Source organism: Achromobacter sp., assembly GCF_032102605.1.
Classification (GTDB): domain Bacteria; phylum Pseudomonadota; class Gammaproteobacteria; order Burkholderiales; family Burkholderiaceae_B; genus Achromobacter.
The window spans coordinates 102,709-122,995 of the sequence record NZ_DAMDGT010000006.1 but is presented as its reverse complement, the minus strand read 5'-3'; the positions used below and the strand labels follow the sequence as shown (position 1 = coordinate 122,995).

General features: G+C 67.7%; 16 protein-coding genes. 6 read left to right on the top strand and 10 right to left on the bottom strand.

Annotated features, from left to right (window positions below; all coding sequences use genetic code 11):
• Window positions 1-48: 48 nt before the first annotated feature.
• From RT614_RS15515 to RT614_RS15495, 5 genes are all read right to left on the bottom strand, one after another.
• Window positions 49-1,392 carry a four-carbon acid sugar kinase family protein gene (locus RT614_RS15515; RefSeq protein ID WP_313623017.1) on the bottom strand — a complete coding sequence of 448 codons (1,344 nt, stop codon included), beginning with the start codon at window positions 1,390-1,392 and terminating at the stop codon, window positions 49-51.
• Window positions 1,389-2,666 carry a ribulose-bisphosphate carboxylase large subunit family protein gene (locus RT614_RS15510; protein ID WP_313623016.1) on the bottom strand — a complete coding sequence of 426 codons (1,278 nt, stop codon included), beginning with the start codon at window positions 2,664-2,666 and terminating at the stop codon, window positions 1,389-1,391. Before RT614_RS15510 ends, RT614_RS15515 begins: the two co-directional genes overlap by 4 nt.
• Before the next feature lie 28 nt (window positions 2,667-2,694).
• Window positions 2,695-3,234 (bottom strand): VOC family protein, encoded by a 540-nt coding sequence (locus RT614_RS15505; protein WP_313623014.1) that lies wholly within the window; start codon window positions 3,232-3,234, stop codon window positions 2,695-2,697.
• A gap of 67 nt (window positions 3,235-3,301) precedes the next feature.
• On the bottom strand, window positions 3,302-5,182 hold the full coding sequence (locus tag RT614_RS15500; RefSeq protein WP_313623013.1) for a TRAP transporter large permease subunit: 1,881 nt from the start codon (window positions 5,180-5,182) through the stop codon (window positions 3,302-3,304).
• An 11-nt stretch (window positions 5,183-5,193) separates the two neighbouring features.
• On the bottom strand, window positions 5,194-6,216 hold the full coding sequence (locus tag RT614_RS15495; protein WP_313623012.1) for a TRAP transporter substrate-binding protein: 1,023 nt from the start codon (window positions 6,214-6,216) through the stop codon (window positions 5,194-5,196).
• A 112-nt stretch (window positions 6,217-6,328) separates the two neighbouring features.
• On the opposite strand from RT614_RS15495, the gene RT614_RS15490 reads away from it, so the two are divergent.
• Window positions 6,329-7,390 (top strand): LacI family DNA-binding transcriptional regulator, encoded by a 1,062-nt coding sequence (locus tag RT614_RS15490; protein WP_313623011.1) that lies wholly within the window; start codon window positions 6,329-6,331, stop codon window positions 7,388-7,390.
• 293 nt (window positions 7,391-7,683) lie between these two features.
• On the opposite strand, the gene RT614_RS15485 is transcribed toward RT614_RS15490, so the two are convergent.
• Window positions 7,684-8,532: a class I SAM-dependent methyltransferase gene (locus RT614_RS15485; RefSeq protein ID WP_313623010.1), complete on the bottom strand. Its 849-nt coding sequence runs from the start codon at window positions 8,530-8,532 to the stop codon at window positions 7,684-7,686.
• Between the two features lie 137 nt (window positions 8,533-8,669).
• On the opposite strand from RT614_RS15485, the gene RT614_RS15480 reads away from it, so the two are divergent.
• The 5 genes from RT614_RS15480 to RT614_RS15460 all read left to right on the top strand — a co-directional run bounded on the left by RT614_RS15480 (window position 8,670) and on the right by RT614_RS15460 (window position 15,600).
• Window positions 8,670-10,691 carry a transcriptional regulator gene (locus RT614_RS15480; protein WP_313623009.1) on the top strand — a complete coding sequence of 674 codons (2,022 nt, stop codon included), beginning with the start codon at window positions 8,670-8,672 and terminating at the stop codon, window positions 10,689-10,691.
• Between the two features lie 112 nt (window positions 10,692-10,803).
• Window positions 10,804-11,259 (top strand): MarR family transcriptional regulator, encoded by a 456-nt coding sequence (locus RT614_RS15475; protein ID WP_313623008.1) that lies wholly within the window; start codon window positions 10,804-10,806, stop codon window positions 11,257-11,259.
• A gap of 76 nt (window positions 11,260-11,335) precedes the next feature.
• Window positions 11,336-12,826: an efflux transporter outer membrane subunit gene (locus tag RT614_RS15470; protein ID WP_313623007.1), complete on the top strand. Its 1,491-nt coding sequence runs from the start codon at window positions 11,336-11,338 to the stop codon at window positions 12,824-12,826.
• Window positions 12,827-12,888: 62 nt separating this feature from the next.
• Entirely contained in the window at window positions 12,889-14,055 is a 1,167-nt protein-coding gene (locus RT614_RS15465) for an efflux RND transporter periplasmic adaptor subunit (RefSeq protein WP_313623006.1), read from the top strand.
• An 18-nt stretch (window positions 14,056-14,073) separates the two neighbouring features.
• Window positions 14,074-15,600, top strand: a complete 1,527-nt coding sequence (locus RT614_RS15460; protein WP_313623005.1) for an MFS transporter — start codon at window positions 14,074-14,076, stop codon at window positions 15,598-15,600.
• A gap of 25 nt (window positions 15,601-15,625) precedes the next feature.
• On the opposite strand, the gene RT614_RS15455 is transcribed toward RT614_RS15460, so the two are convergent.
• From RT614_RS15455 to RT614_RS15440, 4 genes are read right to left on the bottom strand one after another with little or no spacing between them, the layout of a single operon-like run.
• Window positions 15,626-16,888: a nitrate- and nitrite sensing domain-containing protein gene (locus tag RT614_RS15455; RefSeq protein ID WP_313623004.1), complete on the bottom strand. Its 1,263-nt coding sequence runs from the start codon at window positions 16,886-16,888 to the stop codon at window positions 15,626-15,628.
• A 31-nt stretch (window positions 16,889-16,919) separates the two neighbouring features.
• A complete protein-coding gene (cobA, locus tag RT614_RS15450; RefSeq protein WP_313623003.1) occupies window positions 16,920-17,678 on the bottom strand; it encodes a uroporphyrinogen-III C-methyltransferase in 759 nt (252 codons plus the stop codon).
• 21 nt (window positions 17,679-17,699) lie between these two features.
• Window positions 17,700-19,448 carry a bifunctional protein-serine/threonine kinase/phosphatase gene (locus RT614_RS15445; protein WP_313623002.1) on the bottom strand — a complete coding sequence of 583 codons (1,749 nt, stop codon included), beginning with the start codon at window positions 19,446-19,448 and terminating at the stop codon, window positions 17,700-17,702.
• A gap of 10 nt (window positions 19,449-19,458) precedes the next feature.
• Window positions 19,459-20,271 carry a formate/nitrite transporter family protein gene (locus tag RT614_RS15440; protein WP_076520447.1) on the bottom strand — a complete coding sequence of 271 codons (813 nt, stop codon included), beginning with the start codon at window positions 20,269-20,271 and terminating at the stop codon, window positions 19,459-19,461.
• Window positions 20,272-20,287: the final 16 nt, after the last annotated feature.

The following is a 20,287-nucleotide window of genomic DNA, read 5'->3' as shown; positions in this document are numbered from 1 at the left end:
GGTTATCGCGACGCTCGCGGCGTATATGGCCGTGGAGGCCCGGCCGCCTCAAGCCGCGCCCTTCGCCAATTCGTCGAACAGCTTGTCCCCGCCCATCTGCCCGCCCTTGAGCATCAGTTCGATGCCGTCCGTCAAAGGATCGTCGCTGCGCGTGACGCTGACCGTCACGCCGGGGGCCAGGACGCAGCGGAACGCCAGGCCCCACAGCCCCAGCGCCAGGGCGGCCTGGCTGGACGTGTCGCCGCCGGCGATGCCGATGCGGGTCAGGCGTTGTCCGGCCTGGGCGCTGGCGCGCACGATGTCCGAAACGAGCCGGGCAGTTGCGCGTGCGGTGGCGGCGGTGTGGTCCGCGTTGACGGGCGCAGCGGGTCTATCGGTATGCGCCAGCACGTTGCGGCCCTGGGCCAGCGCGGCGGCGGCCAGTTGCACCTGCTGTGCGGCGTAATCGGTGTCGGCCAGAAGGCGCTCCACTTGCAGCGGCTGGCGCGTGTAGTGTTCGCACGCGGCGATCTGCCGCGCGGTGACGGGAGACAGGCTGCCCGCGACGACGAGCACGGGACCGGTGGCAGGGCCGAGCGGTGATGCCGGTGCGGCAGCATTGTCCGCGGCGGGAAGGGCGCGAGCCAGCGCCTGCTGCACGCTGCTGGGGCCAACGGCCAGCAACGGCGCGCGAGAGGCCGCCCGGCGAATCAGGCGGCCAATGATGGCCAGTTGCGCGTCGTCCACCAGATCCAGCAGCAGCGGGCCGTCGGCGGAATCGATGAGGGGCTCAATCCACGCATCGATCGCCCCCGTGTCGCCGGCAGCCGGATAGGCGATGTGCGGCACCGATCGAATGCCGTCCAGCCCCTGCGCCTTCAAATGCAGGCGCAGGTCGGCCTCGTGCATTGGCGTGACGGGATGCACGCTCATGACGGGGTGCCGGTCGATTCGGTGGACTTCCGGCGCCGATCCGGCGCGGGCGAAGAGCTGGGCGAAGCTGCAATAGCGGCCGATGCTGGGCTGGCCGCCGACGATCGGAACGACCGGATTGGGCATGTGGCGCCGCAATTCCCTGACGGCGGCGCCGATGCTGCCCACGTGCGGTGCGCTGTCGAAGGTGGAACAGCATTTGTAGTGCAGCACGCGGGCGCCGGTGGCCGCAGCGAACTGGCCGACGGCGCGCAGTTCGACTTCCATCTCGGCGGGCGTCATGCCGCGCGCGGCGCCGGCGATGCCGATGGCGTCCAGCGGGCCGGCGCGGCGCAATTGCGCCGGCGTTGGCACGCCCAGGAACAACAGGGCGCGCAAACCCGCGCGTGAGACCTCGGCCAGCGTGTCGGTGGCGCCGGTGAAGTCGTCGCCGTACCAGCACACCTGCGGCGCGTCGGCGCTGCGGTCGGCGTCAATCATGCGCGGTTTCCGAAGAAGTCCAGCGCGCGCTGCAGTTCGGGTGCGTTGCGCGCGAAGTCTTCAAGGCGCTGGTTGTCGCGCACGGCATGCCAGGCCTGGCGGATGCTTTGCACGCCGGCGGCCGGGCCATCCGGGTGGGCGAGAATGCCGCCGCCCGACATGAACAGCAGGTCGTCGGTGCGGACGGCGGACCAGGTGGCGGGCACCGTGCCTGCCCATTGGCCGGAAGAGAACGCGGGCATGACGGCGTCGTCGATGCCGGGTGTCAGCGACGCCAGGCAGTCGCGGGCAGATTCGACGACCTCGCTGTCTTCCTGCGAGAACTTTCCTTGCAGACCGTGCACGTGCATGTGATCAACGCCGGCCAGCCGCCACAGCGTCTGGTAGGCCTGGAAGCCGATGCCCAGCAGCGGATGACGCGACAGTGCGCCGAAGCCGTTGCGGTGGCCGTGCAGGGCCAGGGGCGTACTGCGGCGCAGGGTCTGGATGGCGGAATAGCCACACCAGTTCAGGCTTGCCATGACGCAGGAGCCGCCTTCGCGCTCGATCAGGTCCGCATGCCGGCGCATGGCGTCGGTTTCGTCGCTGATGTTGAACGCGACCATGACGTTGCGGCCGGTGCGTTCGCGATGCGCGCGCACCACCGCCATCACGGCCGCCACGCGCTGCGCGAGCGGGGCGTGGGCGGGGTTGGCGCAGACTTCGTCGTCCTTGATGAAGTCCACACCGGCGGCGCAAAGCTGCGCCACGAGGTGCGCGGTCTGCTCGGGCGACAGGCCTACGTTGGGCTTGATGATGGTGCCCACCAGCGGCCCCTTGTCCACGCCGGTCAGCGCGCGCGTGCCGGCGATGCCCACTTGCGGAAGGTCGAACTGGGCGCGGTAGTTGGCGGTCAGTTCCATGCTTTCCAGCCGCAGGCCGGTGACTTCGCCCAGGTCATACAGGTTGCCGCCGACGGTGGCCGCCAGCGTGGGCAGGTTGGCGCCGACGTTGGCGACGGGAAACGCGATGCGCACCCGCGCGCGCTGGTACTTGCCGGGCATGCCGCCCGGCTGGCGCGCCAGGTAGGCGTTGGACAGGCTGGGCGTGTCGACGGATTCCAGGGTCTCGATGGATTCGATGCGCGCCCGTGCCCGGGCGCGCAGTTCGTCGGTTTCGCCCTGGACCCGCGTGAAGGTGCCGCAGGATTGCTCGCCGGCCATCACCTCCGCGACCCGTGCCGGGTCCTGGGGGGTTTCGATCAGGTAGGTGGCGGTAAACGATTGGGAATTCATGGTGGCGATGTGCGGCGTTGGGGGCGTATCAAAGGCGGCTGAGGTCGGGGAAGGGGCGGACGGCGTCCTTGCCATCCCAGTTCACCGAGCTTTCGCGGATCAGATCGAAGAGGCGTCCCTTGGGGCCGGCCACTTCCGACAGTTCGATCACCGTGCCGGGGTGGTATTCGGTGTCGAAATAAATGAAGCGGCCTTTTTCGCCGACTTCGCCGCTCATCTTGGGCTTGAAGCCCTGCGCCAGCAGGCGCTCCAGGTCGGCGTCGTAGCTTTCGGTCCAGTAGGCCACGTGCTGCAGGCCGGTGCGGCCGGCTTGCAGGAAGTCGCGATACATGGAGGGCACGTCGTTGCGGGTCTGGATCAGTTCGACCTGCACGTAGCCCGAGTTGGCCAGGGCCACGGAGTTGTGGGGCTCGTAGCCCACGCCGTCGTACTGGTAGTTCACGATGGGCACGCGCGGGTTGTAGTACCAGGGGCCCACGCCGAGCTTGGTGCTCCAGTAGTCCATGGCGGCTTCGATGTCGTGCACGACATAACCGAGTTGGCGGATTTCGCCCAGGAAACGACTCATGTTGGGATCTTTGTAAAAGGGTGGCTGAGGGACGGGAAGGGCGCGGCTCGCTTGGAGCCGCGCCGCGTCACAGGAAACCGATAGAGAACCAGGGGAAGGCCGCGACGATGATCAGGCCCACCAGCAGCGCGCCGATGTAACCCCAGATCGGGCGGATGCCTTCGTTGGGATCGACGCGGCTGATGGCGCAGGCGCCGTAGTAGCCGACGCCGAAGGGCGGTGCGAACAGGCCGATGCCCATGGCGAAGATCACGACCATCGCGTAGTGGACTTCATGCACGCCGGCTTGCACGGCGATGGGGAACAGCAGCGGGCCGAACAGCACGATGGCGGGAATGCCTTCCAGCACGCTGCCCAGGATGATGAAGGCCACGATGGACACTGCCAGGAAGCCGTAGCTGCCGCCGGGCATGCCGGCCATCATGCGGGCCAGGTCGCCGGAGAAGCCCGATTGCGTCAGCGCCCACGCCATGGCGGTTGCGCAGCCCACGATCAGCATGATGGCGCCGGACAGCGAGGCGGTTTCGATGAGCATGGGCTTTAACCGCGCCCAGTCGAAGCGGCGGTAGATCAGAAGGCCGACGACCGCGGAATACACGATCCCGATGGTGGAGACCTCGGTGGCAGTCGCCACGCCTTCGACCACGGCGGCGCGGATCACGAACGGCAGGGCCACGGCCGGCAGCGCGATCATGAAAAAGCGGCCGATCTCCTTGAAGCCGAAGCGTTGGACCAGGCTAAGGTCTTCCTTGCGGTAGCGCCACCAGACGACCGTGCACAGCGCCAGGCCCAGCACCACCGCGGGCAGCAGCCCGCCGGTGAAGAGGGCCGCGATCGACACGCCCGTCACCGACCCGATGGTGATGAGCACGATGGACGGCGGGATGGTTTCGGTCTGCGCGCCCGTGGCGGACAGCAGGGCGACCAGGTCGCCGGGCTTGGCGCCGCGCTTCTGCATTTCGGGGAACAGCACGGGCGCGATGGCCGCCATGTCCGCGATCTTGGAACCCGAGATGCCGGACACCAGGTACATCGCGCCGATCAGCACGTACGACAGGCCGCCGCGCACGTGGCCAAGCAGGCTGGCCAGGAACTGGATCATGGCGCGCGCCATGCCGGTCATTTCGATCAGCGAGCCCAGGAAGATGAACAGCGGCACCGCCAGCAGCATCAGGTGCGACATGCCTTCGTCCAGCCGGCCCACCATGACGACCATCGGGGTGTTGGTGGTCAGCGCCAGGTACGAGAACGTCGCCAGCGCGAACGAGAAGGCGATCGGCACGCCCGAGAACACCGTGGCGGCGACGATGCCCACGAAGAAGATCACCAGGTTCACCTTGCCCAGCCCCGCGAACAGCGGCTGCGCCAGCCAGAACACCCCGACCACCGCCGCCACGCCCGCCAGCGCCGTCAGCACCTGCGGCAGCGGCTGCGTGCGCAAGAGGCGCAGCAGCGCGATGACGGCCATCAGTCCCATGCCGACGGGAATCGCCGCCGCGCGCCACGCGTTGCTCAGTTCCAGCGCGGGCGTGATGATGAAGTGTTCTTCATGGGCGTATTCGATGGCGGGCGCCAGGATCAGCACCAGGAACGCCAGCGACGCGGCCAGCGCAACCGTTTCCAGTTGCGCGCGCCGCGCGGGGCTGACGTTGTTCACCAGCGCGGTCATGCGCATGTGTTCGCCGCGCCGCAACGCGACGACCGCGCCCAGCATCGACAGCCACAGGAACAGGATGGACGCCAGCTCATCGGACCAGACCAGCGGGCTGTGGAGCGCATAACGCGCCACCACGCCGGCGAACAGCACGATGATCTCGACCAGCACGATGGCCGCGGCAACGTGTTCGACCACGGTGCCCAGCACTTTGTCGAGCGCGCCGGCCGCCCGGCGCAAAGGGTTGGCCGGCAGCGCGGGGGCCGCTGCGTGGGGGGCGGACAGGGAGGACATGGCGCGCGACCTCAGGCCAGCTTGCCGACGGACTGCTCCAGCAAGCCCCAGGCTTCATTGCCGAACCGGCCCTGCCATTCCTTGTAGAAGCCCGCCGTGCGCAGCTGTTCGCGGAAGCTGTCGGCGGACGGCTGGTTGAATTGCAGGCCCTTGGCTTCCAGGTCGGACTGCACCGAGGCGTTCAGCTTCTTGATGTCTTCGCGCTGGGCCAGGCCAGCTTCGTTGATGCCGCGCGCCACCACCGTCTTCAGGTCGGCGGGCAGGCTTTCCCACATGCGGCCGTTGGCGATGAACCAGTAGCCGTCCCAGATGTGGTTGGTCAGCGAGCAGTACTTCTGCACTTCGTACAGCTTGGCCACCTGGATGATGGGCAGCGGGTTCTCCTGGGCGTCCACCACCTTGGTCTGCAGGGACGAATAGACCTCGCTGAATTGCAGGCTGGCAGGCGCGGCGCCCAGGCCCTTGAACATGGAGATCGGCAGCGAGCTCACCGGCACGCGGATCTTCAAGCCGTCCATGTCGGCGGCGGTGTTGACGGGCGCCTTGCTGCTGGTGGTCTGGCGGAAGCCGTTGTCCCACATCTTTTCAAAGGCGTAGAGCTTGCGCTGCGCAATGGCGGCGCGCACGTGCGCGCCCAGCGCGCCGTCCATGGCGTTCCAGACCTGGTTGTAGTCCTTGAACGCAAAGCCCACCGCGTTGATGGCGGCCACCGGCACCAGCGTGGCGATCACCAGGGCGGAAGGAGTGAAGAAATCGATGCCGCCGGAGCGCACCTGGGCCAGCATGTCGGTGTCGCCGCCAAGCTGGTTGTTCGGGAAGATCTTGATGTCGACCTTGCCGTTGCTTTCCTTCAGGATGCGTTCGGCGGCTTCCTGGGCGCGAATGTTCAGCGGGTGCGTCACCGGCAGGTTGTTGCCGTACTTGAGCGTGTAGTCGGCCGCGCGGGCGATCAGCGGAAAGCCGGTGCCGGCAACGGCAAGGGCGGGAACCGCGCATAGGCGGCGCAGGGCACTGCGGCGTGTAAGCAGCTTCATGGTTGTCTCCGTCGTGGTAGTTATGATGTTTTTTGATGTGCCACAAATACGCCTAAGCCATGCGGCAGAGTGGACAATAGTGAACAGGCGCTATCATCGTCAAATCTTATTCATGATGGTTTTTGATGTGAATAAAGTTTCTCCCGACCGTAAGCTTGCCCGCCTGGCCGATGTGGCCGCCCGGGCTGGCGTCTCCACCGCCACGGCGGACCGCGTGCTGAACCGCCGCCCAGGCGTGCGCCCGGCCACCGCCCAGAAGGTGTTCAAGGCCGCCGTCGACCTGGACTACCTGCCCGAGCAGGACGCCTACGCCGCCGCCGCGCCCGAGCCCATGCGGCTGGTGTTCGTGCTGCCCCGCGGCAGCAATCGCTATCTGCGCATGCTGGGCGACACCGTCAGCTTCGCGCACGAGCATTTCGCGCCGTTGAATGCGAAGTGCCAGGTCGATTACGTGGAGAGCTTCAATCCGGACGCGCTGGCGCAGGCGCTGGCCAAGCATGGCAAGCGGGCAGACGGGATAGCGTTCATGGCGCTTGAGCACCCGGTTGTGCGCGAAGCCGTCAACGCGCTGGCGCAGCAGGGCGTGCCCACGGTGACGCTGATTTCGGACATCGCCAACAGCGCGCGCGCGGCGTACGTGGGCCTGGACAATCGCGCCGCGGGGCGCACGGCGGGCTACCTGATCGCGCGGTTCATTGGAATGCGCGCGGCGCACGTGGCGCTGATCGCGGGGTCTCGGCATTACCGCGCCCATGAAGAGCGCGAAAGCGGCTTCCTGCAGCTCTATGCCGAACAGTTCCAGGCCATGCAGGTGGTCGACCTGCGCGAAGGCTACGACGACGCGCAGCGCAACTATGAACAGACGCGGCAGTTGCTGGAGCAGTATCCCCAGCTGGCCGGCATCTACAACATCGGCGGCGCGTCGGATGGCGTGGCGCGCGCGCTGAAGGAAGCAGGGCAGCAGCACCGGGTTGTTTTCATCGGGCACGGCCTGACGCCGGACACGCGGTCGCTGCTGATCGACGGCACCATGGATGCCGTCATCACGCAAAGCCCCATGGAGGCCCTGATGAGCTGCGTGCGTATCTTCAGCAACCTGCGCGACAAGCGCAGCGCAATGAACGGGGTGGAATTGGCCCGCAGCCAGGTGATCTTCAGGGAAAACCTGCCATAGGGAAGGCGGCCCGCCGGCCCTGCGAGTGGAAGGCGGCCGGCCAGCGCTTCAAGTCCTCGCTGGCCGGCTGATCCCCGCAGGCGCTCTTCACGGGCGTATGATTTCCGCTATGGGCTCGCACCCAGTCCGGCAGTGGCCGGCACGCCATTGCCTATCCTCTAGAACGGTTGCTCAACAACGGCCGCCCCGAGGCTTCGTGGCGGACGGCCGTGAAGGCGCTGCGCATGGACTCCTTCCTGCCTGACGTCCACGTGGCCGGCCTCGCTTGCGGCGAAGGCCGGCTTCCTGTGCGATCACCGGCGGGTGATCACGATCTCCATGTACTCGCTGGGCACCACCACCGCGGAATCGCCCGATCGGTTGAACTTTTCGATCTGCGCCTTGATGTCGGAGGTCAGCGCTTCCTGCCCCGCGGCGTCCAGCGCGCCGAAGGCCTTCAGCAGCGGGCCGTAGTAGGTCTTGAATACCTGCAGCCAGTGGTCGGGCGAGCGATAGCGAAACACGAAATGGCGGGGTTCGGCCTTGATCGAGGACGCATGGGGCCCGAACATTTCTTCGATGCGCGCCTTGGTGCCCCACAAGGCGGGCGATTTGACGCCGGCGGGCGGAGGCAGGTGCTTGCCGATGGTCTTGAAGATCTGGCCGATGAAGCCGTCGGGCGTCCAGTTGGCCATCCCGATCTTGCCGCCGTGATTGCATACGCGGGCCATTTCGGCGGCGGCCTTGTCCTGGTCGGCGGTGAACATTACGCCGAAGGTCGACATGACGACGTCGAACGACGCTTCCGGGAAGGGCAGCGCCTCGGCGTCGGCTTCCTGGAATTCGATCTTCAGATGCTCGGCGGCGGCGCGTTCACGGCCGCGGACAAGCAACGCTGGCACGTAGTCGGTCGAGACCACGTCGCACCAGCGGCGGGCGGCGGCCAACGTCGCGTTGCCGTTGCCGGCGGCGACATCAAGCACCTTCTGGCCGGCGCGTACATCAAGGGATTCGCACAGCTGTTCTCCTACGATCTGCAGCGTGGTGCCGACAACGGCATAGTCCCCGGAGGACCAGGTGCCCTGCTGGCGGGTCTTCAAGGCAGCCAGGTCGGGCTGTGCGGTTTCCCGCACGTCGCTGGTGGCAAGGGAGGAAATGGACATGGTGTGTCTCCGTTAGAGCGATGGGTGCGCGGCGGCATCCATTGCCTACGCGCCGGGGTGTTGCAACCAGCTTCGCGAAGGCATTCGCGCGCCGTGCTCCCCGGAAACAACGATAAAAACCGGTCGTGGAGGCGAGCGTGGTAGCCAGCGTGGAATCCGGGGTGGAATCGACGGGGGCGGCCATCCACGTGCGCATGTTGGGGCCCATGGCCATCAGCCGGGGCGGCGCCCCGCTGGCGCTCCCGCCTTCGCGCAAGCTGCGCGCCCTGGTCGCGTATCTGGCGCTGGCGCCGCATGCGGTCAATCGGGCCCACCTTTGCGAACTGCTGTGGGACGTTCCAAACGATCCGCGCGGAGAACTGCGCTGGTGCCTGAGCAAAGCCAGGGGATTGCTGGACGAGCCCGACCGGCGCAGGGTGGAAACCGTCCAGGACACGGTCAGGCTGGACCTGGGCGATTGCCGGGTGGATGTCCTGGAGATCGGCGCGGCCATGCAGCAGGGCATCGACAAAGCGGGGCTGGAACGGCTGCGTTCGCTGTCGGCGATGTTCGTGGGCGATTTCCTGGAGGGGCTGGAGATCGGCCGCAGCCCTTTCTTCAACAGCTGGCTGACCGCGCAGCGGCGCCGGCTGAGGGCGTGCCATGCCGCCGTGCTGGCGCATCTGGCCGCCAATCTGCCGGCGGGCTCCCAGGACGGCTTTGCATGCCTGGACAAGTGGCTGCAGCTGGCTCCTTTCGATCCAGAGGCGCATGAGCTGATGCTGGACGCGCTGGCGTTTCGCGGGCAGTGGCGCGAGGGCGAAGAACACCTGGCGGCCGCCGTGCGCGCCTTCGAGTCCGAAGGGCTGGACTGGCGGCCCCTGCGCGAGGCCTGGCGCGACGTGCGGGCCCGACGGGCGAGCCGGGCGCATGAGCCGGCGCAGGCCAGCGCGGCGCCGACGGCTCGCGCGGCTGAACACGCACCGGAACGCGGAGGGAGGGCGTCGATCGCGGTCATGCCCTTTCTTGACCGGTCGGCGCAGGCGGGCGTTCGTGGCGGCGTGGCGGACGGCCTGGCCTTCGACATCATTGCCCGGCTGGCCAAGCTGCGCAGCCTCTTCGTCATTGCGCAGGGTACGGTGTTTGCGCTGGACCAGCGCAGCGTGGGGCCGGAAGAGGCGGGCCGCACCTTGAACGTGGACTATGTGGTCAGCGGCTCGTTGCGGCGGCAGGATCAGCGCATCGCCGTGGACGTCCAGCTGGTCGAATCCCGCACGGCCCGCATCGTCTGGACGGACGTGTTCGATCACAAGCTGGATGACGCCTTCCTGGCGCTGGACGAGATCGGCAACCGCATCGTCGCGTCGATCGACATCGAAATCGAAGCCGCGGAGCGCAACCGCGCCATCCTCATGCCGCCGAATTCCCTGGACGCGTGGCAGGCGCATCATCGCGGGCTGTGGCACATGTACCGGTTCAACCGCAGCGACAACGAACAGGCGCGACACTTCTTCGAGATGGCCGTGCGGCTGGATCCGACGTTTTCGCGGGCCTACGCCGGCCTGTCCTTCACCCATTGGCAGAGCGCATTCCAGCGCTGGGAGGACCAGGGCCCCGCCATCGACCTGGCTTACGAGACCGCGGGCCAGAGCCTCATCGCCGATGACCGCGATCCGGCCGCGCATTGGGCCATGGGGCGGGCGCTGTGGCTGCGCGGGCACCAGGAGCAGTCGCTTTCGGAACTGCGCAGCGCAGTCGACCTGAGCCCCAATTTTGCGCTGGGCCACTACACGCTGGGCTTCGTGGACTGCCAGCTGGGAGACGCCCAGGCGGCAATCGACGCGTCCGATTATTCGCGTCATCTGAGTCCGTTCGACCCGCTGCTCTTTGGCATGCTGGCCGTGCGCGCGCTGGCGCTGGTGCGCCTGGGGCGTATCGAGGAAGCGGCCGGCTGGGCCATCAAGGCGGCGGCGCGCCCCAATGCGCACGTGCACATCCTGGCGATTGCCGCCTGCTGCCTGGCGATGGCCGGCAGGACCGAAGAGGCGCTGGGCTTTCTGCCGGCTATCCGCAAGGCGGCTCCGTCGTACCGGGTTGACGATTTCCTGGGCGCGTTCCGTTTGGACGCGGATACGCAGGCGCTCTTTCGCGAAAGCGCCAGGCGCATCGGGATAGGCTGACGGCCTTGAGCGTGTCCGGTTGTCGGGCATGTCGCCGAAAATGCTTGTAGATAACTGCCTAGGCAGTTAATATGCATCGACCGATACCCACGGCACTGCGCCAGGCCCCCTCATGAGCGACGCGAAACCCTCCGTGCTGGACGATTTTTGCACCGGCGAACTCGGCTTCCTGCTGACCAACGTGCGCGCAAGCCTTCTCGACGCCCTGGATCGCGAGCTCGCGCCGCTGCAGATCACGGTGCAGCAGTACGTGGTGTTGAACTGCATCGTCAAGGGGTGGGGGCGCACGCTTAGCGACTTCTGCCGCGTGCTGGCCTACGATTCCGGCGCCATGACCCGCCTTCTGGACCGCATCGCCGCCAAGGGCTTCATCCGGCGGGTGGAAAACGAGGCCGATCGCCGCAGCTCGCTGATCGAACTGACGGAGCAGGGGCGCGCGGCATTTCCGCAGGCGCGCCAGAAGACCGAGGTGGCCTTCCGCCGCATGTTGGCGGGCTTCTCGGAAGAGGACGCCGAAACGCTGCAGAAACTGCTGTTCCGCATCCTGGCCAATGCGCGGTCGGACTGATACTTCGGTCCGGCATTTTTTTTGATTATGTATCTGCCTAGGCATATACAGCCTGGGCATAAAAATAGGCGTCACCATGCAAGTCCCTTTTCCGTTTCCCCACCCCCTGGCGCGGCTGAGCCGCCGCTTCAGCCTGACGCTGGCGGCAGCCGTGTTGGCTGGCTGCGCCAGCACGGGCGGGTTGCAGCCGCAATCCACGCTGGGCACGGCGAACGCGCTGGAAAGCGCTACGTCGCTGGAAGGCGCTCAACTGACGCCGGCGGCCTGGCCGACGCACGCCTGGTGGGAAAGCTTTGGCGACGCGCAGCTTGACCAGCTGGTGCAGGCAGCACTGGCCGGGCAGCCCGGCCTGAAGGCAGCGGCGGCCCGCGTGCGGCAGGCCGATGCGTTGGCCGGTGTGGCGGGGGCGCCCTTGTACCCGCAGGGCGTTGTGAGCGGCCGAGCGACACGGCAGCGTTTCAGTGAAAACAGCACGACGCCGCAGCCTCTGGCCGGGTCATGGGACTGGACGGCGGACGTGCAGGCAGGCGTCGGCTACGAGATCGATTTCTGGGGCAAGAACCAGGCGGCGCTGGACGCCGCGCTGGGGCGCGCCCAGGCCGCCGACGTCGACCGGCATGCCGCCGAACTGATGCTGACGACGTCGCTGGTGCGTGCCTACCTGAAGCTGGATGCCGCCTACCTGCTGCGCGATCTGGCCGAGCAAACGCTGCAACAGCGCGAGAACACGCTGAAGCTGACCGGGAGCCGCGTCCAGGCGCAGCTGGATTCCCGGCTGGACATGAAGCAGGCCGAAGCAGCGCTGCCCGCCACGCGCGAACGCATCGCCGCCCTGAACGAGCAGATCGCGCTGACGCGCAACCAGGTCGCAGCGCTGACGGGGCAAGGGCCCGACGCCGGCATCCAGATTCGCCGGCCGGCGATGCAGGGCGACTACGTGGCGGCCATCCCGACGGCGGTGCCGGCAGACCTGATCGGCCGCCGGCCGGACGTGGTGGCGCAGCGCTGGCGTGTGGAGGCTGCCAGCCAGGAGATCAAGGTGGCGCGCGCGCAGTTCTATCCGAATGTCAGCTTGACGGCTTTCGCCGGCGTGCAAAGCCTGGGCTTGTCGGATCTGCTGAATGCCGGCAGCCGAGTGCTGGGGATCGGTCCGGCGATTTCGTTGCCGGTCTTCGACGGCGGCCGGTTGCGCGGCAATCTGGGCGCCCGCCAGGCCGAATATGACGTGGCCGTGGAGCAGTACAACGGCACGCTGATCACGGCGCTGCACGACGTTGTCGACCAGATCGTGTCGCTGCGCTGGCAGGCCGAACGCTCGGCGCAGCAGCAACAGGCCCTGGTGCTGACGCAGGAAGGCTACGACATGGCCACCGCGCGTTACCGCAACGGTGTGGGCAGCTACCTGCAGGTGCTGTCCGCCGAATCGCAGGTGCTGCAGCAGAAGCAGTTGCTGATCGAACTGCAGACGCGCGGCCGCGCCTTGCATCTGGAACTGATCCGGGCGTTGGGCGGCGGTTATGCGCCGCAGGCCGCCCAGCCGCCCCAATCGCCGCAAAGCCTGTCATGAACCCTCCAGGCCGCACACGTACCCAGCCAGACGCTCCACTTACCGAACCCGCAACGCAAACCATGAATGCCTCCTCCCCGAATCCGTCGTCCTCCGTTTCCCGCCCGCGCGGCGGCCTGGCCCGCAAAGCCGTGGTGGCGGGGGCATCCATACTGGCCGTGGCGCTGCTGGCAGGCGCCTACTCCCAGTACTCCGACGGCCGTTGGGTATCGACGGAAGACGCCTACGTCGAAGGCAACGTGGTGCAGGTGACTCCCCAGGTTGGCGGCGTGGTGACCGCGATCCGCGCCGACAATACTGACGTCGTCAAGGCGGGCGCGGTCCTGGTCGAGATCAATGGCGTGGACGCGCAATTGGCCGTGGACGCCGCCCGCGCGCAGTTGGCGCGCACCGTGCGGCAGGTGCGTGGCCAGTTCGCGATGGCGGGGCAGGACGGCGCCAACGTGGAGTTGCGCAAGGTGGATCTGGCGCGCGCGCAGGAAGACGTGGCCCGTCGATCCGCGCTGGCGAAAATAGGCGCCATTCCCGGAGAAGAGCTGATCCACGCCCAGCAGACGGTGCGCACGGCGCGCGCGGCGCTGAATGTCGCCAGCGAGCAGCTCAAGCGCAACCACGCGCTGATCGACGGCACCACGGTCGAATCCCACCCGGACGTGCAGGCGGCCGCCGTGCAGTTGCGCAACGCCAGCGTTGCGCTGGCTCGCACCCGGATCCCGGCGCCGGTGGGCGGCGTGGTCACCAAGCGCGGCGTGCAGGTGGGCCAGCGCGTGGCCGCCGGCGCGCCGCTGATGTCGGTGGTGCCGCTGGATCACCTGTGGGTCACGGCCAACCTTAAGGAGTCCCAACTGCGCCATGTGCGCATCGGCCAGCCGGTCAGGCTCACGACCGACCTGTACGGCGGCGGCGTGGTCTATCACGGCCGCGTGCTGGGGCAGGATGCCGGCACGGGCAGCGCGTTTTCGCTGCTGCCGGCGCAGAACGCCACCGGCAACTGGATCAAGGTCGTCCAGCGCGTGCCGGTGCGGATTGCGCTGGATCCGGCCGAGGTGGCCGCGCAGCCGCTGCAGCTTGGCCTGTCGATGCGGGTCGAAGTCGATACGCAGACTCGCGACGGCACGCGACTGGCAGCGGCGGAAGGCCCCGCGCAGGCCTACACGACGACGGTGTACGCCGGCGAACTGACCGCTGCCGACGCAGCGGTGCGCGCCGTGATCGACGCCAACCTCTGATCCGGCGGCGCTGCTTCCATGCCTCATCCCAAACCTCCGGTCTCGCTGCTGCTGGTCATCGGCGCGCTGACCTTCATCGACTTCCTGCAGAACGGCATGGCGACGTTCGGCGCCGCGCCCATCATGGGCGAGATCGGGGCCAGCCCGGAGGAATACAGCACCATCGCCGTGATCTATGCCTGCGTGGCGGTGGTGATGATCGCCTTGCAGGGCTGGCTGACGCATCGCCTGGGGCTGCGCTGCTATCTGCTGGCGTCGCTGGCCGCGGCCGGCGGGGGCGCCGCGGTGTGCGCACTGGCCCATGACGAGGCGGGCTTCCTGTTGGGGCGGGTGCTGATGGCCGCGGGATGCGCGGCGATGCTCACGTCGTCCCGGCTGACGGTCAACCTGATCCCGCCCAGCCCCGCGCGCTTTCTGGGCATCAAGGCGCTGGCGACGGGCCTGTGCGTGGGCACCGCGCTGGCGCCCTGGCTGGCTGCGATGGCGGTCGAACACGACGGCTGGCAACTGATGTTCTGGCTGGTGGCGGCGCTTTCCGTGCTGGCGATGGCGCCCGTGATGCTGGCCATGCCGGGCAGGGAAGCCGGGTCGGTGCTGGCCGGCCAGGTGCGCCTGATACCGATCGCCGCGCTGGGCGCCGGCAGCTTCCTGCTGCTGCATGCCTTGCAGCGGTCCTACTACGATTTTTTCAGCGACCGCAATCTGCTGACGATGTCGGCGGCCGCGGGCGTGGCCGCGCTGGGCTACTTCGTCTGGACGGAAACGCGCAACGGCGCGCCGCTGCTGAAGCTTGGGGGCATGAAAGAAGCGCGCTTCCTCAGCGGCCTGGTCCTCTTCATGACGTGCTATCTGATGCTGGGCGCCAACGGCTATCTGGTGCCCCTGATGCTGCAACGCGCGCTGGGCCAGTCATGGACGACGGCGGGCGAGTTCTTCGCCATGGGCCTGGGGGCGGGGGTGCTGACGTGGGCGGCGATGTCGCAGTTGCTGCCGCGCTGGCCGTCGCCGCGCAAGTTCCTGGCGGCCGGCTTCCTGGCGCTGGCCGCGTTCGGCGTGCTGATGTCGCGCCTGGCGCCGACCGCGAACATGTGGACGGACGTTTTTCCCGCGCTGGCCTGCTACGGCATGTTCATCATGATCATCATGCCGACCACCGCGATGCACACGTTCACGGGCCTGTCCGGCGATCCGGCGGTGTTCGCGCATGCGCAGCAGGTGAAGAACATGCTGGCCCAGGTCGGGCAGGCGCTGGGCATCATGCTGGCGACCGTCGGCCAGCAGTGGTTCGCGTCCCGGCACTACTCCGTGCTTCAGGAAAGCATTGCAACCGGCAATGCGCACTTCGAGGCGGCGATGGCGCAGCTATCCGGATTTTTCGCCGCTTCGGCGGGTCCGGCGCAGGCGCAACAGCTTGCGACGGCGCAGATCGCGCAGATGCTCAGCCAACAATCGGTGCTGCTGGCCAGCCTGGATCATTTCAGGGTGGTGGCGGCGGTGGCGCTGGCGGCCGCCGTGGTCAGCCTGGTCCAGCGGGTGTTTCGATAGGCCGCGCCGGCCGGGCGCGCGGCTTTCAGTTTTCGCCCAGTTGCCCGATGATCTGCCGGGCGACGTCCGCCAAGGACAGGCCCGCGTCCATCGCGGCGCGTTGCAGCCGTTCGTGCGCCGCCTGCTCGGTCAGGCCGTAGCGGCTGATCAGCAGCAGCTTGGCGCGGTCGATGCGCTTTCTCTCGTCCAGCGCGCCGCGCACGTTGCCAAGGGCCTCGTCGGCGCGCTGCATGCGCAGGGTCTGCTCGCGCATCATGTCCAGGATCGAGCGTTCCAGGTCGTTGCCCACGCCGTCCTCGGGCGGCTCATCCAGGATCCGGCTTTGAACGCTGAACACCAGGCTGAGCGCGCGGCCGCTGGCGTGGTCGGCATGGCGGCTGAGCAACAGGCGGCGGTCGTCCAGTTCCTGGCGGGTCTCGGCGATGCGGCGGGCGCATTGCGCCGCCAGATCGCGGGCCAGCAGGGTCTCGACGTTGCGCATGGTGTCCATGCGCGCCGTGCAAAGGTCGAACCACAATTCGGCCAGGCCGCTGTCTACCCGCTGGGTGTCCGAGGTGTGTTGCGCCATGTCGCGCATGCGTTGCACCGGCTGGTCCTGCTGCTGCGCCTGGTCCCAGGCGTCCAGCGGCGCGCCCTGCGCGTACTGCGTGAAGACGGCGAAGCTGCGCGCCTGGTTGGCAGCCAGGCCCAGCATGCGCGCCTTCTGGACGTCGCCGAACCAGCCGGTGGTGAAGCCCATGACGCCGCAGGCGCGCTCCTGGCCGCTGAGTTCCTTGCCCTGCATGAAGTTCAGCAGCGCCACCAGGATGCGCGTCACGTCGGGATCCAGCGAAGCGTCCGCGGCCTCGAACACGATGGCCAGGAGGCTGCCGATCGCCTGCGTGAAGCGGACGTCGGCGTCCGTGGCCTGCACGCGCCGGTCGCGCACCTCTCGGCGCAGGCCGGGCAGCTCGTCCAGCCGGAACAAAGCGTAGGCGATGCAGTTGAGCAGGCGCGCGCGTCCGGCGCCCGCCGTGGGGTCGGTTTCCAGGCCGTCCAGCAAGGCGCGCACGTCGGCCTCGGCGGCGCCGGCCTCGCTGCTCAGGCTGGCCAGCGCGGGTTGCAGGCGGTCGGCGGCGCTGCACAAAATCAGGTTGGAATAGCCGCGCTCTTTTTGCAGGGCGTGCACCAGCGCGCTGATGCGCAGCACCAGTTCGCAGGTGCGGGCCAGGGCTTCCAGGCCCTGGAGTTCGCTGCGCCGCGCGGCAAGCAGGAAGCGAAGCGGCGGCGGCATGTGGCGTTCGGCCATCGGGAGTCTCTATACGGCGTAATGCGGGTGATCAGGCAAGGCGGCGCTGGGCGGCTGCCGCATCTGGCTGGACGCCGAACATGCGGCAGGCGGCGACCTGGCCGATGACCAGCACGGCCGGGCTGCACAACTGGAAATCCTGCGCGTCGCGCGCCATGGCGGCCAGCGAAGACGGGCACAGGCGTTCGCCAGGCAAGGATGCGCGCTCGATCATGGCCACCGGCGTATCGGCGGCCATGCCGGCGGCCAACAGCTGGCTGCTCAAATCCTGCACTTTCGCGACGCCCATGTAGACCACCAGTGTCGTGCCGCTGCGCGCCAGCGCGGACCAATCGGGCGTGGAGCCGTCCTGCGAATGGGCGGTGACCAGTGTAACGCCCTGGGCCATGCCCCGCTGCGTGAGCGGAATGCCGCTGGACGTGGCGGCGGCCAGCCCGGAGGTGATGCCATTGATGATCTGGCAGGACACCCCATGTTCCAGCAGCCACTGCGCTTCTTCGCCGCCGCGGCCGAAGATGCAGGGGTCGCCGCCTTTCAGGCGCGCCACCTGCAGGCCCTGGCGGGCGTAACGCAGCATCAGGCGCTGGATGAAGTCCTGCGGCGTCGAGCGGCAGCCGCCGCGCTTGCCCACGCGCACGATGCGCGCCTGCGGACAGAATTCCAGTATCTGCGGGTTGACCAGGTCGTCGACGAGCACCACGTCGGCGCGGCCCAGCGCCTTGACCGCCTTGAGGGTCAGCAGTTCAGGGTCTCCAGGACCCGCGCCGATCAGCCACACGGATGGGTTCATGAGAGGCATCTCCGTCTCGGTTCAGGGTTTGAGGGCCAGGACCGCGATCACGATGGCCAGGACCAGGCACAGGCCTTTCCAGAAAGCCACCGGATTGCGTTCCAGCAAGGGCAGGCGCGCGCCATCGCCCGCGATGTCGCCGGGGTGGCGCAGCGCGTGGGTGAATTCGGATAGCTCGGGCGTGCGTAGTTGCGGGTCCGGATGCAGGGCGCGGCTGAGCACGCTGTCGATCCAGACCGGAATCTCGCGATCGCGGTCCAGGACGGACACGTAGGTCAGCCGCAACTGCGCCGCGCGGCTGCGGGAGCGGGCTACGTCAGCCCCGTAAGGCAGGCGCCCGGACAGCATCTGGTACAGGATCGCGCCCAGGGAATAGATGTCGGACCGGGTCGTGCCGGCTTCGCCCAGGAAATATTCGGGCGCCGCGTATTGCGCGGTGCCCAGCACGGGCGGCGGCTCGTCATCGTCGGACACCAGGTCCTGAATGCCGGCTGTCCGGGCGGAGCCCAGATCGATGATCTTGGCGGTGCCGTCCGGCGTGATGATGATGTTGTCCGGCCGCAGGTCCTGATGCACGATTTCCAGCCGGTGAAAGGCCTGCAGGCCGCGCGCGATCTGTTCCACGATGGCGATCGCCGGCTCCAGCGCGGGCCGCGGGTTGGCGGCCATCCATTGGGTCAGCGTGCAGCCCGCAATGTACTCGCTGACGGTGTACAGAGACCGCCGCTGCCGGCTTCGCGGCCAGGCCCGCACCACGTGCCGGCTGTCGATGCGGCGCGCCAGCCATTCCTCGGTCAGCAGCCGTTCCAGGTAAGCCGGGTCGTGGCGCAGGTCCAGCGACGGGATCTTGATGACCACCGTGTCGCCGCTGTCGAGGTCTTGCGCCAGATAGACGTGGCTGCGGCTGCTGGCGCGCAGTTCGCCAGTGATGCGAAAGCCCTCGAACTCCTGTCCCACGTCCAGCAGCGGGGGACAGGGCAGGCTTCCGGAATAGCGGGCGATCTCGCCGGCTTGCCGCGACGGCAGCGCGTCGATGCGGACGATCTGCACCGTCAGGTTGTCGTCGCTGCCGCGTTCCAGCGCCTGGCGCACCAGCGTGCGAGCAGCCTCGTCCAGGCAATCGCCGTGCGCGTCCAAGGCATCGCGCAAGTCCTGCTCGTTCAGGTGTTCGTACACGCCATCCGTCGCCAGCAGGAACACGTCGCCGGGTTCCAGGGCCTGCGTGTGATAGTCGATCTCCAGGTGCGGGGCCAGGCCCAGCGCGCGGCCCAGATAGCTTTTGTCGTGCGCGACCCAGACCCGGTGGTCCTCGGTCAGCTGCTCGATTGCGCCATCGCGCAGGCGGTAGATGCGGGCGTCGCCGATATGCAGGACGTGCGCCGTGGTGCCCTTCAGCACCATCACCGTCAGGGTGCACACATAGCCCCGGTCCTGGTCCTGCCCGTGGCGCTGGCGGCTTTGCGAATGCAGCCACCCGTTGGCGGCGCTCAGCACCTTCTGGGCCGACTTCTTCACCGACCAGGTTTCCGGGGTGCAGTAGTAGTCTTCCAGGAAGCTCGCTACCGCGGTCTCGCTGGCGATGTGGCTGACGTTGCTGCTGCTGATGCCATCGGCCAGCGCAATCGCGATGCCCTTTGCGCCCAGCAGCGGCTCGCCCGGCACGCACAGGCCGTGGAAATCCTGGTTGACGGACTTGACGCCAGGATCCGTGTGCTGGCCCACCGCAACCTTCAGCGTTGCGGCGGGCGCGCCGGGCGTGTAGCTGTCCATGCGTCCGGAATCAGACGAAACGGCGCTTGGGCGCGGTCTTCATGTGCGTGGTGTACAGGGTCAGGCCCGTCAGCGAAATGCCGCCGATCAGGTTGCCCAGCACCACGGGGATTTCGTTCCAGATCATGTAGTCCATGATCGAGAAGTTGCCGCCCATGATCATCGCCGACGGGAACAGGAACATGTTGACGATGGAATGTTCGAAGCCCATCGCGAAGAACAGCATGACGGGCATCCACATCGCGATGACCTTGCCGCTGACGGTCGTCGAGATCATGGCGCCCACCACGCCCAGCGACACCATCCAGTTGCACAGCACGCCGCGGATGAAGATCGTCAGCATGCCGCCCGCGCCGTATTCCTTGTAGCCCAGCGTGCGGTTTTCGCCGATGTGCGAGATGACCTGGCCGACCTTGTTGGGCGGTACCGAGAACCCGTAGGTAAAGACGATGGCCATCAACACGGCCACGGTCAGCGCGCCCAGGAAGTTGCCCACGAAGACCAGCCCCCAGTGCTTGAGGATGCCGCCGACGGTGACGCCGGGGCGCTTGTCGAACAGGGCCAGCGGCGTCAGGACGAAAACGCCCGTCAGCAGGTCAAAGCCCATCAGGTACAGGATGCAGAACCCCACCGGAAAGAGCGCCGCGCCAAGGATGGGCGACTCGGTCTGCACCGTGACGGTGACGGCGAAGACGGCGGCGATCGCCAGGATGGCGCCGGCCATGAAAGCGCGGATCAGGACGTCGCGGGTCGCCATGTAGAGCTTGGATTCGCCTGCGTCCACCATCTTGGTGACGAACTCGGAGGGAGCTAGGTAGGACATGATGTTTCCTGTTGCT

Excerpts from the sequence above, each read along its gene's own strand:
- RT614_RS15510 (WP_313623016.1), bottom strand. The coding sequence starts at position 2,666 with ATGAATTCCCAATCGTTTACCGCCACCTACCTGATCGAAACCCCCCAG.
- RT614_RS15455 (WP_313623004.1), bottom strand. The coding sequence starts at position 16,888 with ATGGCCGAACGCCACATGCCGCCGCCGCTTCGCTTCCTGCTTGCCGCG.
- RT614_RS15460 (WP_313623005.1), top strand. The coding sequence starts at position 14,074 with ATGCCTCATCCCAAACCTCCGGTCTCGCTGCTGCTGGTCATCGGCGCG.
- RT614_RS15515 (WP_313623017.1), bottom strand. The coding sequence starts at position 1,392 with ATGATTGACGCCGACCGCAGCGCCGACGCGCCGCAGGTGTGCTGGTAC.
- RT614_RS15470 (WP_313623007.1), top strand. The coding sequence starts at position 11,336 with ATGCAAGTCCCTTTTCCGTTTCCCCACCCCCTGGCGCGGCTGAGCCGC.
- RT614_RS15475 (WP_313623008.1), top strand. The coding sequence starts at position 10,804 with ATGAGCGACGCGAAACCCTCCGTGCTGGACGATTTTTGCACCGGCGAA.
- cobA (WP_313623003.1), bottom strand. The coding sequence starts at position 17,678 with ATGAACCCATCCGTGTGGCTGATCGGCGCGGGTCCTGGAGACCCTGAA.
- RT614_RS15465 (WP_313623006.1), top strand. The coding sequence starts at position 12,889 with ATGAATGCCTCCTCCCCGAATCCGTCGTCCTCCGTTTCCCGCCCGCGC.
- RT614_RS15485 (WP_313623010.1), bottom strand. The coding sequence starts at position 8,532 with ATGTCCATTTCCTCCCTTGCCACCAGCGACGTGCGGGAAACCGCACAG.
- RT614_RS15445 (WP_313623002.1), bottom strand. The coding sequence starts at position 19,448 with ATGGACAGCTACACGCCCGGCGCGCCCGCCGCAACGCTGAAGGTTGCG.
- RT614_RS15505 (WP_313623014.1), bottom strand. The coding sequence starts at position 3,234 with ATGAGTCGTTTCCTGGGCGAAATCCGCCAACTCGGTTATGTCGTGCAC.
- RT614_RS15500 (WP_313623013.1), bottom strand. The coding sequence starts at position 5,182 with ATGTCCTCCCTGTCCGCCCCCCACGCAGCGGCCCCCGCGCTGCCGGCC.
- RT614_RS15490 (WP_313623011.1), top strand. The coding sequence starts at position 6,329 with ATGATGGTTTTTGATGTGAATAAAGTTTCTCCCGACCGTAAGCTTGCC.
- RT614_RS15495 (WP_313623012.1), bottom strand. The coding sequence starts at position 6,216 with ATGAAGCTGCTTACACGCCGCAGTGCCCTGCGCCGCCTATGCGCGGTT.
- RT614_RS15440 (WP_076520447.1), bottom strand. The coding sequence starts at position 20,271 with ATGTCCTACCTAGCTCCCTCCGAGTTCGTCACCAAGATGGTGGACGCA.